General features: G+C 39.9%; 13 protein-coding genes. 2 read left to right on the forward strand and 11 right to left on the reverse strand.

Annotated elements, in window-relative coordinates; genetic code table 11:
* Window positions 1–13: 13 nt before the first annotated feature.
* Window positions 14–1237 (forward strand): histidine-type phosphatase, encoded by a 1224-nt coding sequence (locus IPMB12_RS04665; RefSeq protein ID WP_166915413.1) that lies wholly within the window; start codon window positions 14–16, stop codon window positions 1235–1237.
* Window positions 1238–1291: 54 nt separating this feature from the next.
* On the opposite strand, the gene IPMB12_RS04670 is transcribed toward IPMB12_RS04665, so the two are convergent.
* The 9 genes from IPMB12_RS04670 to agaR all read right to left on the reverse strand — a co-directional run bounded on the left by IPMB12_RS04670 (window position 1292) and on the right by agaR (window position 11711).
* Window positions 1292–4783, reverse strand: coding sequence for an autotransporter outer membrane beta-barrel domain-containing protein (locus IPMB12_RS04670; protein WP_166915416.1), 3492 nt, complete (start codon window positions 4781–4783; stop codon window positions 1292–1294).
* Window positions 4784–5065: 282 nt separating this feature from the next.
* The gene (locus tag IPMB12_RS04675; RefSeq protein WP_166915418.1) at window positions 5066–5920 is read right to left on the reverse strand and encodes a tagatose bisphosphate family class II aldolase; all 855 of its coding nucleotides are present in this window, start codon (window positions 5918–5920) and stop codon (window positions 5066–5068) included.
* On the reverse strand, window positions 5911–7074 hold the full coding sequence (gene nagA / locus IPMB12_RS04680; RefSeq protein ID WP_166917694.1) for an N-acetylglucosamine-6-phosphate deacetylase: 1164 nt from the start codon (window positions 7072–7074) through the stop codon (window positions 5911–5913). The genes IPMB12_RS04675 and nagA overlap by 10 nt, the downstream gene beginning before the upstream one ends.
* Complete coding sequence (gene agaF, locus IPMB12_RS04685; RefSeq protein WP_166915420.1) at window positions 7064–7501, reverse strand: PTS galactosamine/N-acetylgalactosamine transporter subunit IIA; 438 nt, start codon at window positions 7499–7501, stop codon at window positions 7064–7066. The genes nagA and agaF overlap by 11 nt, the downstream gene beginning before the upstream one ends.
* A 29-nt stretch (window positions 7502–7530) precedes the next feature.
* Window positions 7531–8424: a PTS system mannose/fructose/sorbose family transporter subunit IID gene (locus tag IPMB12_RS04690; protein WP_166915422.1), complete on the reverse strand. Its 894-nt coding sequence runs from the start codon at window positions 8422–8424 to the stop codon at window positions 7531–7533.
* Window positions 8414–9202 (reverse strand): PTS N-acetylgalactosamine transporter subunit IIC, encoded by a 789-nt coding sequence (agaW, locus tag IPMB12_RS04695; RefSeq protein WP_166915424.1) that lies wholly within the window; start codon window positions 9200–9202, stop codon window positions 8414–8416. The genes IPMB12_RS04690 and agaW overlap by 11 nt, the downstream gene beginning before the upstream one ends.
* A gap of 18 nt (window positions 9203–9220) precedes the next feature.
* Window positions 9221–9709 (reverse strand): PTS N-acetylgalactosamine transporter subunit IIB, encoded by a 489-nt coding sequence (agaV, locus tag IPMB12_RS04700; RefSeq protein WP_166915426.1) that lies wholly within the window; start codon window positions 9707–9709, stop codon window positions 9221–9223.
* A gap of 20 nt (window positions 9710–9729) precedes the next feature.
* Entirely contained in the window at window positions 9730–10887 is a 1158-nt protein-coding gene (locus IPMB12_RS04705) for an SIS domain-containing protein (RefSeq protein WP_166915428.1), read from the reverse strand.
* Between the two features lie 2 nt (window positions 10888–10889).
* On the reverse strand, window positions 10890–11711 hold the full coding sequence (agaR, locus tag IPMB12_RS04710) for a transcriptional repressor AgaR (protein WP_166915430.1): 822 nt from the start codon (window positions 11709–11711) through the stop codon (window positions 10890–10892).
* 396 nt (window positions 11712–12107) lie between these two features.
* Between agaR and IPMB12_RS04715 the strand changes: the two genes are divergently transcribed.
* Window positions 12108–14303, forward strand: coding sequence for an extracellular solute-binding protein (locus IPMB12_RS04715; protein WP_166915432.1), 2196 nt, complete (start codon window positions 12108–12110; stop codon window positions 14301–14303).
* Between the two features lie 9 nt (window positions 14304–14312).
* Here IPMB12_RS04715 and IPMB12_RS04720 read toward each other — a convergent pair whose 3' ends face one another.
* Window positions 14313–15032 (reverse strand): MgtC/SapB family protein, encoded by a 720-nt coding sequence (locus tag IPMB12_RS04720; RefSeq protein ID WP_166915434.1) that lies wholly within the window; start codon window positions 15030–15032, stop codon window positions 14313–14315.
* An 87-nt stretch (window positions 15033–15119) separates the two neighbouring features.
* Window positions 15120–16346, reverse strand: a complete 1227-nt coding sequence (locus tag IPMB12_RS04725; protein ID WP_166915436.1) for an MFS transporter — start codon at window positions 16344–16346, stop codon at window positions 15120–15122.
* Between the last annotated feature and the right edge of the window lies 1 nt (window position 16347).

Genomic DNA, 16347 nt, shown 5'->3' on the forward strand with positions numbered 1-16347 from the left:
ATGAGTTTTGCTAATGAAAATCCAAGTACCTGATATTCTTGAACAAGTTGTTGTATTAAGTCGTCATGGAATTCGTTCTCCGCTCCCACAAACAAAGGCGTTACTGGAAACGATTACCACGCACCAGTGGATGCCATGGCAGGTAAAATCAGGTTATCTAACTCAGAAGGGTGGGTTACTTGAAGCGTATTTTGGCGCTTATTTCCGTCAGTGGCTGGATCAGCGTCAGCTAATTACTCTGGGTCAGGCAATTTCCGGGCAGGATGTTTTTGTTTATTCCAATAGTTTGCAAAGAACTGTAGCAACCGCGCAATATTTTTCAACAGGCGCATTTGCCGGTGAAGATGTAACAGTTAAACATCGTTATCCGATTGAAAGAATGGACCCGATCTTTAATCCTCAGATCAGGGATAGTCGTCAAGAGATTCTTATGCAAATTCAGCAGGACATCGCCAGTCAGGCTGGGATTTCTGAGTCCATTGAGCGGTTAAACGACGAATTGCATTCTGCTTATCAAATTATTGAGAAGATTTTGAATTACTCAGCATCAGACTATCGTCAGAAACATGGCTATGAGCAGTTTATTCATATTCCAACGTCGTTATCTGTCATCTCTAAAGAACAGCCTGATATCTATGGGCCTATCAATATTGCTACAGCTGTGGCTGACGCCTTTATTTTACAATATTATGAAGGTGTACCGGAAAGTCAGATCGCTTGGGGGAATATTCAAAGTCAGGAGGAGTGGAAGCAACTGGCTGATATTAAAAATCGTTATATGGATATTTTATTCCAGTCACCTTTTACAGCGACTCATCTGGCGATGCCTTTAATGCATGCCATTGACGGACTATTTAATTCTGGTAATGTGCCGTCCAAATTTACGTTCTTAGTTGGACACGATTCTAATATTGCCTCGCTGCTTACTGCACTTAAATTTAGCTCTTATCAGTTACCGGGACAACTGGAAAGTACACCAATTGGCGGTAAAGTCGTTTTACAACGCTGGCGGGATTCTAAAACTCAGCAAGTTTATTTTAAAGCTGAGTATATTTATCAAACTATGCAACAAATAAGACAGGCGGAAGTCCTTGATCTGCAAAATCCACCACACTCAGTGAATTTATTGTTAAGCGGTGTCAGTGAGAGTATCCCAGGTTTTTATCACTGGCAGGATTTTACCCATCGATTAAAACAGACATTACAACCGCTGGATGAGAAGGTCGCTTTTGCTTAGTGTAGAATAAATAAAAAAGGCATCAATTTGATGCCTTTTGGTGTTTAGTACTGATTAGAATTTATATTCAAAATTAATCCCAAAGTCATTACTTCTTGAACGCTCACCAAATACCCCGGTGTAAGCCAAAGTAAATTGTGATGTTGGTGTTAATTGCATATTCCAGGCAAGTTGTGTACCTAAATAGTGACGAGCAATATCCTCCGTTGGTACAGCTACAGAGTAGTTATCATCAATATTTAAAGAGCTGTGTACATTTGCCGAACGATCACCATATAGACCTTGATAGTACAGACTCCATTTTAAATTAGAATCAGCGTTAAATTCATAAATCCATTGTGAGCCGGCTTTTAAACGTGACACGTTTTCATGGTGACTGGCTGAGGTAATCCCTGTGTCATTGGCATTATTGCTTTCAGTGTAACCGTCTGTTTTGACAATGATATATTCATAAGTCATAAAGGGTTTAATGATGTTATCTTTCCATGGATGATAGGCTTTAGCCAGGCTGAAACCAACTGAATAATGCTCCGTATCATATTTAGCGCTATGGCTGCTACCTGCAATGGAACGCGTATGTCTTAAATCACCAAAACCAGCGGTAGCCAAATAACCAAGATACCAGTCATTATGTAGCAGGGTACCACCGTAAAGGTTTAATCTTACGTCTTTACCATCACTTTGTAATGACTCTTGTTTATATTGTGGCCAGGTATAAGAGATAGCTACACCACCAAAGCTATTTCTGCTAAATAACCAGTCATGACCAATCACAAGCCCCGGTACTTTGGCAGATGAGCCAGCAAAAATACCATGTGAATCAGTACGTGTTGTATTATTGAAGAAAGTGCCCCAAAGTTCTCTGTTTAAATTGTTATCCGTGGTGGTAATATCACCAAGTAAGGAGTCAATATGTTCAAAAATTTTGTTGGGTGTTTCGTTAGCCATTGCTAAACGGTAAGAACTATCTGCTGCATAGCTACCACTACGACCAGGGTTAACCGTTTCTGATGTTGTTACAAAACTTAAATCGTGGTTGTCATTAATCCAGCCTAAGTTCTCATATTCATAATCATAGAAACCTAAGGAGAATTTACCCGAAGTCGAAAGAATTTCACCAGCACCGGAATACGCCTGATTTAAATGTAGCATAATACTGTTGTTATTTAAGTGAATTGGTCTGGCGATAGAACTTAGATCACTGGCTAGTGTGACTTTACCATCTAATTGAATGACGCCATTTGCGTCAATTTCTGCCGGTGCTTCTGTTGGGACTACTGCTAAAATAGCATCCGAAGAGAGATTGAAGTTATCAATATTATTAATTTTGCTTGTGCCGTTATCATCATCAAATGTGAGCTGTAAGGTACCACTTTGAATATTCCAGTCACCACCGTTCATCATATTTTTACCACCAAGAACAAGCAAACCGCTTCCTGTCTTATTGATATCAATGACACTGTCAGCACTGATTGGGTCATAAAGATAAAGTGTACCATCTACATTGAAATCAGCCTGAGTGGCGGTAGAGGCAAAGTGAATACTGTTTAGACCTGTGCTATCTCTGTTGTTACTAAATTCAGATGTTTTACCAGAAGTAACACTAATATTAAGCACATCATCAATATATAAAGCGCCACCAAGTCCACCTGCACGATTACTTAAAAAATTACTGCCACTGATATCTCCAGAAATAGAGCTGGCAGCAATCGCACCACCATTAGCGCCGGCAGTATTTAAACTAAATTTGGAGTTAAGAATATCTGACAGACTGCCAGTGGTATTAATGGCACCGCCGCTACCACTGGTTGCTTCATTTAATAAGAACGTAGTATTAGAAAGAGCCCCTGTAATCCCGTCGGTTGTATTGATAGCACCGCCATTACCTGTATCACTGGTATTAAGGAAGAAAACACCTTTATCAATATTGCCAATAATTCCGCTGGTATTGATTGCGCCACCATCACCAGATGCTGAGTTTATTGAAAACTCACTGGTGTTTAAAATGTTATTAATTGTTCCGGTTGTACTGATAGCACCTCCTGAACCGTTATTTGCTTTATTGCCATAGAATGTCGTTTTATTAATATCACCATCAATATTACCTACTGTATTAATGGCGCCCCCATCGGTACCAGCAATATTTTGCAGGAAGTTTGAATTAGTGATATTAGATAAGTTACCTCCTGCGTTGATAGCTCCACCATTACCACTATCACTACTGTTAGCGGTAAAATCACTGGTGATGGTACCATTTATACTCCCGGCAACATCAATGGCTCCGCCATCTAATTTAGACTGGTTATTGTGGAAGACGCCCTGATTAATATTACCGGTAATATCACCACCAATATTTAGAGCGCCACCTTGTCCGTTGGTAGTTTTATTCTGTATAAATTGAATATTGTTTAAATCACCATTAACAGAACCTTCAATATCAACGGCACCGCCGTTAGTACCAGCAGTATTTTGTTTAAATACTGAATTTAAAATACCCCCACCAAGATTGCTGGAAACCCAGATGGCACCACCACTACCATTAGTTGCTGTATTGGTATTAAATGTACCCTGAATATTACCGCTGATTATGGCACCAATCCAGACAGCACCACCATCAGCACTGGCAGTATTGCCGGTATAATCACCACCTAAATTACCTTGTAGGTTATTGTTGATATAGAAACCACCGCCATTATTTTGTGAGGTGTTGTTATTCACAATGGCACCCTTAATATCACCAATAAAATCATTGGCGACATATAAGCCACCGCCATCACCACTAGCAATGTTATTGATAAAAAAGGAGTAACTATCTAAAGTGCCGGTAAAGTTGTGACCGACATACATCCCACCACCATTGATTGCCTGATTGCCAGCAAAATAGTTAGCGTAGATACGTCCGTTAAAATCATTACCCACGTAAAGCCCACCACCATTACCGGCTAAGGCTTTATTGCCATCAAAGTGAGAGTCGCTGGTAAGACCTTGAATCCCGCCATTAAAATCATGACCAACATAAATACCTCCGCCATTACCAGAAGTTGTTTGGTTAGTATCAATATGTATATTATCGGTCAGTCCACCATTCAGGTCGTCAGCGATATAAACGGCACCGCCGTCAGACGTGGAAGTGTTATTTCTAAAGGCGACATCATCAATACCATTAATAACATCATCAACAGTTAGAGCACCACCAGTAGTGGCAGAATTGCCATTATTGAGCTCTATATGTTGTAAGCTATTAAGCTCTTCACCTGTCATATCTAAAATAGCAAAGGTATTGTTACCTAAAAGTTGTTTGTCATTACCTGTTAAAATAAATCCGGAGCCCGCTGGAATTTTGACTCCACTTAGTACAAAACCGTTTGATACTTGAATGGTATCACCAGCAGTAGCCTGACTTAAAGCATTGTTAAGTGAAGTTTCATCGGTAACTGTATAGGTTGCTGCTTGTGCGGGTAATATCATGCTGGTCATAGCATGGCTACCTAAAGCAAGAGAGATCATTACTGATAGGATTTTTTTTGTGATTTTATGGCGTTTCATTAAACACCTCCTTGTGTAATGTGAAGATAAAATCCTTTTATATCACGGGGTCAATTATACAACTTATCTGGCTTTATCCAAGGCTATGTAAAATTTATTATTTGATTTTTCACTGGATAATTTTATTTTCTAAGGCTAGAACGTAAAAGAATTTACAGGATGGAGGTGAGAAAAAAGCATTCATAACCTAGCGCTATGAATGCCTGTAAAAGAAACAAGAAAAGATAAAATGAGATATTTCTACAAATGTTGATAACTCTTAGTTATCAGAAAAATCAGTAATTACAATTGACCAGCACTGCCACAGATTCTGATTTTCTCCTCAACTACTTTTTTCATTGCCGCTTTACCCGGTGTCATATAATAACGAGGATCGTTGGCATCAGGGTTTTCATTAAAATAGGCTTTAACCGCATCAGAGAAAGCGATTTTCAGCTCTGTTGCAACGTTTACTTTACAAATACCCAGTTCAATTGAACGACGCACCATATTTTCAGGAATACCCGAAGCTCCATGTAATACCAGTGGAATATCCAGTTTGCTCTGAATTTGTGCCAGACGTTCAAAATCAAGTTTTGGCTCACCATGGTAAAGACCATGAGCAGAACCAATAGCCACAGCTAAAGAGTCAATATTGGTTTTTTTGACAAACTCAACTGCTGAGTGTGGATCAGTAAAGAAGCTATCTTTAGCATCGACCACTAAATCATCTTCACGACCACCAAGACGGCCAAGTTCCGCTTCAACACTGGTATCATAACGATGACAGAATTTTACTACCTGACTGACCAGAGCAATATTTTCTTCAAAAGGGTGGTGTGAGCCATCGACCATTGCAGAACGAATTCCTGCAGAGACTTTGGTTTGAATATCAGAGAGTTTTTCATGGTGATCAAGATGCAGGGCAAAAGGCAGGTTATGCAGTGCTGCTGCGTCCTGACAGATAGAAATTAAATAGCTTAAACCCGCATAAGTAAATGTGCCTGGTGTACCAGCCATAATAACGGGTGATTGCATTTCTGCTGCAGTTTCTGCAATCACTTGTACGGTTTCAAGATTATGAATATTAAAAGCCGGGACTGCGTAGCCCTCTTTTTGTGCTTTTAATAACATGTTTTTACTGGAGATTAAATACATACTCCCTCCGGAAGATGGGTTGAATTAAATACGATCTTACCTTTCACAATAGTTGCTGTAAGTTGGTGATCTGGTGTTAGCAGAACTAAATTAGCTTGTTTATTTGGCGCAATACTACCAAGCTTGTGGTCAAGACCCAATGATCTGGCTGGATAATGACTGCCATGTAACCAGGCCTCTGCAAATGAAATCTCACCGGCTTCAGCCAGATTATTCACTGCAGTATTGAGTGTTAAAGTACTGCCGGCAAGACTGCCGCTATCAGTTTTAACGATACCGCCTTGCATATGGACTAATAGTTCACCCAGATAATAGTCACCATCAGGCATACCTGTTGCCCGCATAGCGTCACTAATTAAGATGAGGTTCTTACCACAGCAGCGTAGGGCAACATTGACAGCCGCAAAATGTACGTGGTGTCCATCAACAATAATTTCAGTACAACAATTTGGTACCGTAAAAGCTGCGCCAACTACGCCCGGCATACGATGATGTAAGCCCGACATGCCGTTGTAACAATGCACAACGCCATCGGCGCCAGCCTGTAGTGCTGCTTTTGTTGTTTCATAACTGGCATCAGTATGAGCGAGCATGACTCGCAGCCCCTTGTTTTTTAACCACGCTATCATATCCAGAGCATTAGGATATTCCGGGGCTAAGGCAATACATTTTAGTGAATCCTGTGCAATTGCCATCCATTTTTCAATTAAAGCTTGATCTGGCGCTTTGAGCAAGGCTTCCGGATGGGCACCTTTATTTTTAGCGGTAAAGAAAGGGCCTTCTAAATAGCTACCCAGTAGCTCTGCACCATCTAAACCCTGACGATAGCTTTTTTTGACTTGTTCAAGGGCCGCTTCAGTATGTGCATCAGATTCTGTGACAGTTGTTGCTAAAAAAGCACCCACTCCACGAGACGCCAAAAACTGACTCATGGTATTTAATGCTTCATGGGTGGCATCCATCACATCAGATCCCATGGCACCATGGATATGTGTATCAATTAAAGCAGGCATAACGATTAAGTTATTTGGACAAGGGATCTTTGCTGCAACAATAGATTCAATTTTCCCTTGTTCATTTAAGGTAATCAGACCATTTTCAAGCCAACCGGATTCAGTAAGAATCCGACTGGCATGAATAGTTTTAGATCCCATCATCACAAACCTCTGTTTGACTGGATTTTTTTTGATTTTCGTGCCAAAAGCTGGTGATACCAATTCTGGCACTTTCGATCATCACATCACGAGCTTCCTGTGGTGTAAGATCTTCACGCTCAAGCAGTAACTCAAGTAATAACTGCATATTAGTACCGGTAATAACTTCTGCTTGAGTCAGTTCAAAACTGATTAAAGAAGCGGTTCTAAATGGGGAGCCTCCTAACAAATCAGTTAAGAAAATAACACCATCACCTTTATCACAAACTTTTACCGCATCGCGTAGTTGTTGCTCTAACGCTTCTGTGCTGGCACCATCAGGAAAGTTAACTGCATGAAATTGTTCCTGCTTACCAACGATCTGAATAGCTGCTTCATGAAGGCCAGTGGCAAAACTGCCATGGCCTGTTAATATAACTCCGATCATAAACGTTTTCCTCTGTTTTAAGAAACCGATTACAAGAACCCGATTAACTTACCAACCACACCAAATACTACGGTTAAACCAATAAGTTTGACAGGAGAGAAGTTGCGTTTCATCAGACTATAAACAAGTAATGTGAAACCTAAAGGAAGCAGGTTTGGCATTAACTTATCAAACACGTCAGTTTGCAGTGCAACGTGTGCCTGACCGGCATCAATGGTGAGTGTCGTAGACAGCCGGACATAAGAGGCGACGAGCGCTCCGATAACCGTCATACCGACAATTGATGCTGCGTGAGAAATACGTTTAGTATTGGCTTTCAGCAGTGGCAATGCACTGGTACCTGCATTATAGCCGTAATGTGCTAAACCAAAACGCAGACCAAAGTGAGCGATATTAAACATCAGCAGGAATAGAATTGGACCAAACAGGCTGCCTTCTAAAGCCAGCGATGCACCAATACCCGCACAAATTGGTAGTAACGTTAACCAGAATAGCGCATCACCGATACCACCTAAAGGTCCCATTAAGGCAACTTTAACAGCACGAATAGTCGAGATATTCTCTTTACCGCGCTCCATTGCCAGAACTAGTCCTGATAGGAAAGTCACGTCAAATGGATGGACGTTGATAAACTCCATATGCATGTGCATTGAGTTTTTTAAGTCTTCCGGGTTTTTATGGATTTTACGCAGCATTGGTAAAATGGTATATAACCAACCACCAGCTTGCATACGCTCGTAGTTAAATGAAGCCTGTAGTGCTAACGAACGAAACGCCATGCGATTAATTTCGCCTTTAGTTAAAGGTGCAGCTTCGGTCTGGTCGATATAAGTATCAGCAGCAACTTTACTGGTGGCTAAAGCTTGTTCCATTCTTTGAGCCGATTTGTCTGCCATTTTTTTATCATCATCATTAAATGCCATCTTCAACCTCCACAGCGGCTTGATTATTTTTCGGGGTATCGCTATCACTATTGTTATTACGGCCAGCATTGAAGAAATCAATTAAGGCAATTGCTAAAGCACCTAGTGCGATGGCAATGATTGGTAAATTTAAGAAAGTTACACCTAAGAAACCTAAAATGAAGTAAGCAACATAAGTTTTCTTCATCATAATTTTCATAAGAAGAGCAAAACCGATCGCAGGCATCATTCCACCAGCTACACTTAAACCATCAAGTAGCCATTGTGGTGATTTTTGAACCAGAGCTGTTGCCGCTTCTGCACCAAAGTAGATTGGTAAAAATGCAACGATAAAGTAGAAACAGAACAGGATAATCATACCCAGGTAGTTAACCCACTCAATACCTCTAAAGTTTAGCTCATCAACCATTTTGTCGCATTTATGCATCATTGGAGAGTAAACAGTAAATAGAATGGTAATACAGCCCTGAACGGCAATGGCAAATGGTACTGCAATACCGATTGCTACTTGTGGGTCAGCTTTGGTTAAAATTGCAAATGCAGTACCAATAACCCCGCCAATAACGACGTTAGGTGGTTGTGCGCCAGCTAAAGGTACCATTCCCATCCAGACAAGTTCAAGTGACCCACCAACCAGTAAACCGGTTTTAACATCACCTAAAATAAGACCAACAATTGGCCCGATAACAACTGGTCTGTGCAAATGCGTCAGACCATCAAATAAGTCTACGCCGGCAATGCCTGCTATAAGACCAATCAATAAAGCATCAACTAACATATTCGGTGCTCCTTTTAATTAACTACGTTTAAGTAAATCGCCAATCATTTCTCCTGACTCATCAGGCACACGACGAACTTCGCAAGGAATACCCAAGGCGATTAGTTCGTTAAATGCTGCGATATCTGAATCATCAACTGAAACGGTTTTATGAATTTGTTTTTTACCTTCTGAAAAATGCATATTGCCAACATTGACAAATTTAATTGGCACACCACCTTTAACAAGTGTTAAGACATCTTGGGGTGTCTTGCAAACGATAAAGATTTTTTGGTGACTCGCTGCTTTTGCAATAATGTCGATTGTTTTTTGTAGTGTGAAATAACGAGTTTGCACACCATCTGCTACCACCATGTCCATCAGGTTTTGTTGAACAGGGTCTTGAGCAGCACTATCGTTTGCAACAAGTAGTAAATTTGCACCAAGGGTATTGGTCCATGTTACGCCGACTTGTCCGTGTACCAGTCGGTTATCAATACGGGTCATTAAGATATTTGGATTGCCCATGTATATGCTCCTTGGTTTTATTATTGTTTAGAAAATGGATAGATATTGACACCTTTTACCACCCGGTTAACTTCTCCGGTTGGACATGGGTTATCAGGTGTCAGTCCCACACTCAGTGATTTCTCAAATGCCACCATTTGTGCAAATAGCAGGTAAGGGAAAATCAACCAGATATCATCTAAAGATGTATCCAGTGATAGGATGTTTTCGTTGCTATCTGTTTTACCACTAAGAGCAATAACACATTTAGCAATATGGTCATGAGAAATTTCATTAAATAGGTCGTAGTCATATTGGCGCGTATAAGCTTCACCAGACAGGAAGCAGACTACAAGTGTCTTATTATCGATCATAAATTTAGGACCATGACGCAGACCTAAAATTGAATCAAAACGCGTGGCAATTTTACCCGCAGTCAGTTCCAGGACTTTTAGTGCTGCTTCCTGAGCGATACCAGTAAAGCAGCTACTGCCTACATAGACAATACGTTCAAAAGGTTGTTTAGCCAGTGACTTGGTGATTTCCTGCCAGTCATTTAATTTGCTGCGACAGATATCGGCAAATGTTTTAACATTTTGCTGTGACTCTTCAAAATTGTTTACACCCATCACCAGAATGGTTGCCAGCATCATACTACTGATACTTGACGTCATAGCAAAACTTAAATCATGGGTACCTTCCGGCATTACCAGTTCGCAAATTTTATTTGAACCAGTGGCATATTTAGTTAGTGCACTGTTTGGATTACAGGTAATAAACAGGTGGTAGCAATTCTCGATAAGCTGATCGGCAAGTTTCACCGCGGCAACACTTTCCGGGCTATTACCAGAACGAGCATAAGAAACAACTAATGTCTTCTTCTTAGGTGAGAAGTATTGTAAAGGATTAGCCACGATCTCTGTTGAACCATAAGCACGTGCATTAAGGCCCGTGTGTTCTCTTAACCACGGAGCTAAAGTAACACCAGCAAAAGCAGAAGAACCTGCACCAGTCAGAATAATTTCCAGCTCCGGATCAGCAAGTAACGGTTTTAAGAAATCCTGCCAGACGTCTTTTTTAGCATTAAGCTGTGTCCACACGTTTTCCCAGATTTGTGGTTGGTGACTGATCTCTCGAGCTGTATGATGAGCGTTGTGCTCATTAAGCCAGTCGTCTGAGTAAGAGAAATATGTATTCATGATTATTTCCTGTTATGTCTAAGAGTAGAACGATGAGTTGTTGGTTTTTGATCGGCCAAAATAACATTGATGCCTTTATCTTCCAGCGAAGTTAAATAGTTAGCAGGGATTTGGGTATCGGTGATAACCGTATCAATGTTGTCGATTTTTTCGATCATACAAAAGCTTTTACGCCCGAATTTACTAGAATCAGTGATAGCAATGATTTGATGTGAAACTTCACACATCGCTTTATTTACGTAGGCCTCAGCAAAATTTGGTGTGGTGATACCTGCTTCTAAATCAAAGCCATCTACACCTAAGAAAAGTTTATTGAAGTTATACATCCTAAGAATTTGTTCTGCTGACGGGCCTGAAATTGAATAGGCATTTTTTCTGACGCTGCCACCGGCAATTAACACTTCCACATCAGTATTAGTAGCTAAGTCATAGGCAATGTTTAAAGCATTGGTCATTACAATGAGGTTACGCTTAGATTGTAAGTAAGGTACCATTAAAGCAGTCGTTGAGCCTGAGTCCAGAATGATACGGTCGCCGTCTTGAACTAATTCAGCAGCTTTTTGCGCAATAATATTTTTGATGCCAAAATTAATTCGGCTTTTATCTTGCAGTGGTTTATCAAAGGCGAATTGTTTGTTCAAAATGGCGCCACCATAAGAGCGTAGCAGGCAACCTTTTTTCTCCAGATTACGCAGATCATTACGAATAGTAACAGTTGAGACATTAAATAGTTGGCTTAGCGTATTTACCGAGACAGAACCTTCATCGCAGAGCAGATCAACAATTTTTTCGCGACGCTGAACTGTATTTATTTCTTCACTCATCTCAGTCTCCTAATTACATCCTTTCGTTGTCTTTGCTAATTTAAACAAATTACAGACAATGAAATTGATATCTGGATCACATTCTGTTTATAGTGCAAAAAACATAAAAATATCTTTCGAAGTGAAAGATAATGAAAGGGTGTGTAAACTAAAAATTAGTGATAAAAAGAAAATTATTGAAATATAACAATAACAAATAGAGATGACTTAGAGGAAAAGTGAAATTAGATTTTAAAAAAAGAGGATTTTTTTAGTTTCACTTACGAGTGTGATCAAATTCACAAAAACTACAATTACTGCTTATTAACTGCCAGTTGACTTACTTTACCTTGTCGTTAACAATAAAAAGATATTGTGATATAAAATTGCAACGTTTGAATTGATCGTGGAGCTAATGTGCCAACAATAAAAGATATTGCTCGTCTTGCCGGAGTTGCCCATGGCACTGTTTCAAATGTTTTGAATGGTCGGGGAAATGTCAGTGTTGATAAAATTAAGCGTGTTGAAGAAGCAGCACGTACGCTTGGTTATCAACCTAACGCTCAGGCTAAATTTTTAAGAGAAGGGCAGAGTAATACTATTTCTATCATTTTGCCGGATATCTCATCTGAACAGTACTCTATTTTATATGAAGGTTTGCAAAAGTATTTCTATCCAAAAGGCTATGAGCTTTCTTTATATTTAACTGGCAACCGCCCGGAGATTGAACAGCAGATTATTCAACGTATTGCCACTAAACGTGATTTTGCAATTGTTACTGTGTCCTGCCTGCAAGATGCAGATGATTATTATCAGGCACTCAAAGGATTGCAGGACAAAACTATTTTTGTCTATCGTCGGCTTAAGAACAGTAAACAGTTTGTGTCACTGGACTTTTTTCAGGCAGGTCGCGATATCGCCGCTAAGTTAATCACGCAGAACTATCACAAAATAGGTTTGTTTACTAATCAACTGAAAAATACGCATTCCCAGCAGTTCCGGCAGGGGATTATTGAGCAATTTAAACAGCAAGATTATCCTTATCAGTTAACTCATTTAGAGTCTTCATCACATGAAAGTACATATAGCTTAGCATTTGACTTTTTCTCTGCAGAAAAAACACCGGAAACATTAGATGCGATTGTGTGTAGTGATATAAAACGTGCTGAATACTTACGTAATGCCAGCTATTTAGGAAGCACAAAAGCTTGCCCACCTGTCTACACATTAAGTAGCGGTACCATTTTAAAAGAGAGCAATATCCATCAATATCATATGAATTATGGTATGCTCAGTCAGCAAATTGCCCGTGTGATAGAAGGTGCATCGCCAATAAAGGTTGTCAATAAAGGCTTTATTTTTGATGAGAATGCAGCTGATGAGAAAGAGAGCTCCCTGGCTAAGCAGACTCTGGATTTTTTAATTCTGCCAAGTCCATCGACTGAGGCGGTACGTAAGCTATTACCGCATTTTAAACGTCAAACTGGTATTGATGTTAATCTGATCGTCAGACCATTTAATGAAGTGGGTACTATACTGAGTGACCTATCTAAGCATCAACATATTGATATTATTCGTATCGATATGGCAGGACTCCCTTGGTTTGCTGAGACGACTTTAAAACCGCTGACAGAGTTTAATTTTGATCCACAGCAACTGAATAAACATTACTCTAAACAACTTATTAAGCGCTATAGTGAAGTCAATGATACGCTTTACGGTATTCCTTTTGACCCAAGTATGCAGATGCTGTTTTATCGTAAAGATCTGTTTAATGACGCAACATTAAAACGCTTTTTCTATGAAAAGTATAAATCCGTCTTAACTGTTCCGACCAATTTTGAACAATTTACTCAAATTACACAGTTCTTTTCTCAGCAGGATAATCCTTATGTGTCCACTGAATATGGCAGCTGTATTACTCTGGGCAATGCTGAGATTGTCGCCTCTGAATTTTTACTGCGCTACTATGCACAAGGTGGCAAATTAGGAACTGAAAAGAACTTATTACAGCTGGACAAAGCGAAAACCTTATCAACACTACAAGAGTTAAGAGAGTATCTGAACGTGGCTATGCACCTGGATGCATCCTGGTGGGATAAGTCAGTTTCATTATTTGAAACCGGTCAAATTGCGATGGTCATTGTGTATATGAACTTATTCTCCCATATGACCAGACGTAATATTGCGCCGTCTATTGGCTATGTAGACGTTCCAGGGCAACAACCGCTGCTTGGTGGTGGTTCACTGGGGATGTCTAAATACAGCCATAAAAATGAAGAAGTAAAACAGTTTTTTGAGTGGCTATTTTCTGATGAAATTATTGAGCAAATTGTTTTACTGGGTGGCTCATCAGCCAGAAATAATGTCTTTAATGAGCAGCATCTGATGGAACAATATCCTTGGCTGACTTTAGCCAAAGAAAATAACTATCAGGGAATGCGGGAGAACCATTTTGACAATGGTTCCCTCATTAATTTGCGTTTAGCAGAAAATCTGATTGGTGAGGCAATTCATCTTTGGATTAATCATCAGTTAAATGATGAAGAAACCATCGAATATATCAATAAAAAATTAACAGAACACAGTAAAGAATTGATTAAAAGTAGTTAGTCTGTGTCTTTAGCTGATAAGCTCTATTCCGACAATTTCATCAAACTGCTTTAGGGCTAAATAGAGTTCTGAAGCGGTTTCTTTGCGTTTTAATGTGAGTTTTAAGTCCAATTCGACTAAACCATCAGGAATATCTTTAATCGCAATTGAATCAATACGATGATGTTTACGTACTAAGCGTTGTGTCACTCTTTCAATCGCACAGGAATTAGTGAGTCTCATGGTTAATTTAGCCCGCTCAATATAGCTTTTCTTTGGGTGTAGAAACAGCATGAGTAATGGACTGATTTTGACTGCACAGAAAATCATAAACGCTGCGACAAAAGCATCAAAATAGAAGCCTGCACCAACTGCAATACCGACCCCGGCAGCAGCCCAGATAATTGCTGCAGTAGTTAAACCTGAAATCGCATCATCGCTTTTACGTAAAATAACGCCAGCACCTAAAAAGCCGATGCCACTAATAACCTGAGCAGCCAGACGCATCGGGTCAGTCCGAATATTTTGTGATACCTCAGCATAATATTCAGCTGCGTGGATAGACACGACAGTTAAAATACAGGTAGTGGTTGCGATGATAATACAGGTTTTAATTCCAATAGGCTTTTTCTTTAGCTCGCGTTCAAGGCCAATAAAAGCACCAAGCAGAGAGGCAAATAAGATTTTACAAACAACAATGCCATGACTTGTCATAAAAAATTGATCAAGCAAAGTGAGTAATTGACTCATGATATAGCCTATTTAATAAAAGTAATGTATTTGGTGATAAAGTGGCTCAGGACTGAGCCACTGGTTATAGTTTTAATTATCTATAGATTATGCGGCTGCATTGTCAGTTTTTCTTGGAATGATGACATCTTTATCTTTAAAGAAGATCCAGAAACCGACGGAAACAACGGCGGCGACAACGGCCGGATAGATCCAGAACTCTTGCCATTGCGGGGCGGCTGCCGGTAGAGCTTTTTCAGTCACTACATTGTTATTTATAATGCCGCAAACAGTTGATGCCATGAACACACCAAAGCCGTTAGAAACAATGAAGCGAAGTCCTTGTGCCTGAGCTTTAATCTCAATACCTGCTTTTCTATCCACATAGATATCACCCGCAGTAAAGAAGAAGTCCCAGCACGCACCTTGTAGTAACAGAGCAATAATTACGTAAGTCAGATAGTTATCGCTGACTGCTGCTTGTGACAGGAATAAACTACGAATAATCCAACAGATTGCCCCGAAAAGAATAATCTTTTTAAAGCCAAAGCGACCCAGTAAGAAGGCTAAAAAGACCATGAACAGAACTTCGACGGCAGTAGCAATTTGCATCATTGATGCAGGCTCAAGACCAAGTACTGGTAAGTAAACAGGTAAATACGCACTGTAAGCTGTTTTAGAAATCATTAACACAAAAGTCGATAACATGAAGATAGTAAAATATTTATCTTTAAAGAGTGATAGTGCATCTAAGCAAAGCACGTCACGCATAGAGAATTTTTTACCTTTTGATGCAGGTGGTGTATTTGGCAGAGTAAAGCAATATAAGCCATAAATGACAGAAGCAATCGCGGCTAATTTAAATGAGCTTACTGTACCAGAGAAACCGGTAAATCCGAGTGTGAAACCCACAGTCATAAAACCAATGGTGCCAAATACGCGTACGATTGGGAACCATTTTACGCCATCGATATGGCGGAAACTGACACTGTTTGCCAGCGCCGTTGTTGGGTAGAACAGTAAGCCAACAACAAAGATCATGATTAGGAAGCCCGAAACATTACCATCTACCACAAAGAACGGTAGCGTAAATAACACTGCACCATTAAGAATATGTAAAGTACCCATCACTTTTTGTGAAGCGATAAAACGGTCGGCAATCATACCGATAAAGAGTGGTGAAATGATGGTTGCAATACCAAGGACTGAGTAAGTAGAACCAACGATCTCTTTTAAACCATAAGCGGCAAGTACTGCCCCAATAACCATATTCCATGCACCCTGCACAAAATATTGTAAGAACATCATAATGAGAAGTCTTGGGAGTTTAAACATG

The organism is Zophobihabitans entericus, from assembly GCF_011745665.1.
GTDB lineage: Bacteria > Pseudomonadota > Gammaproteobacteria > Enterobacterales > Orbaceae > Zophobihabitans > Zophobihabitans entericus.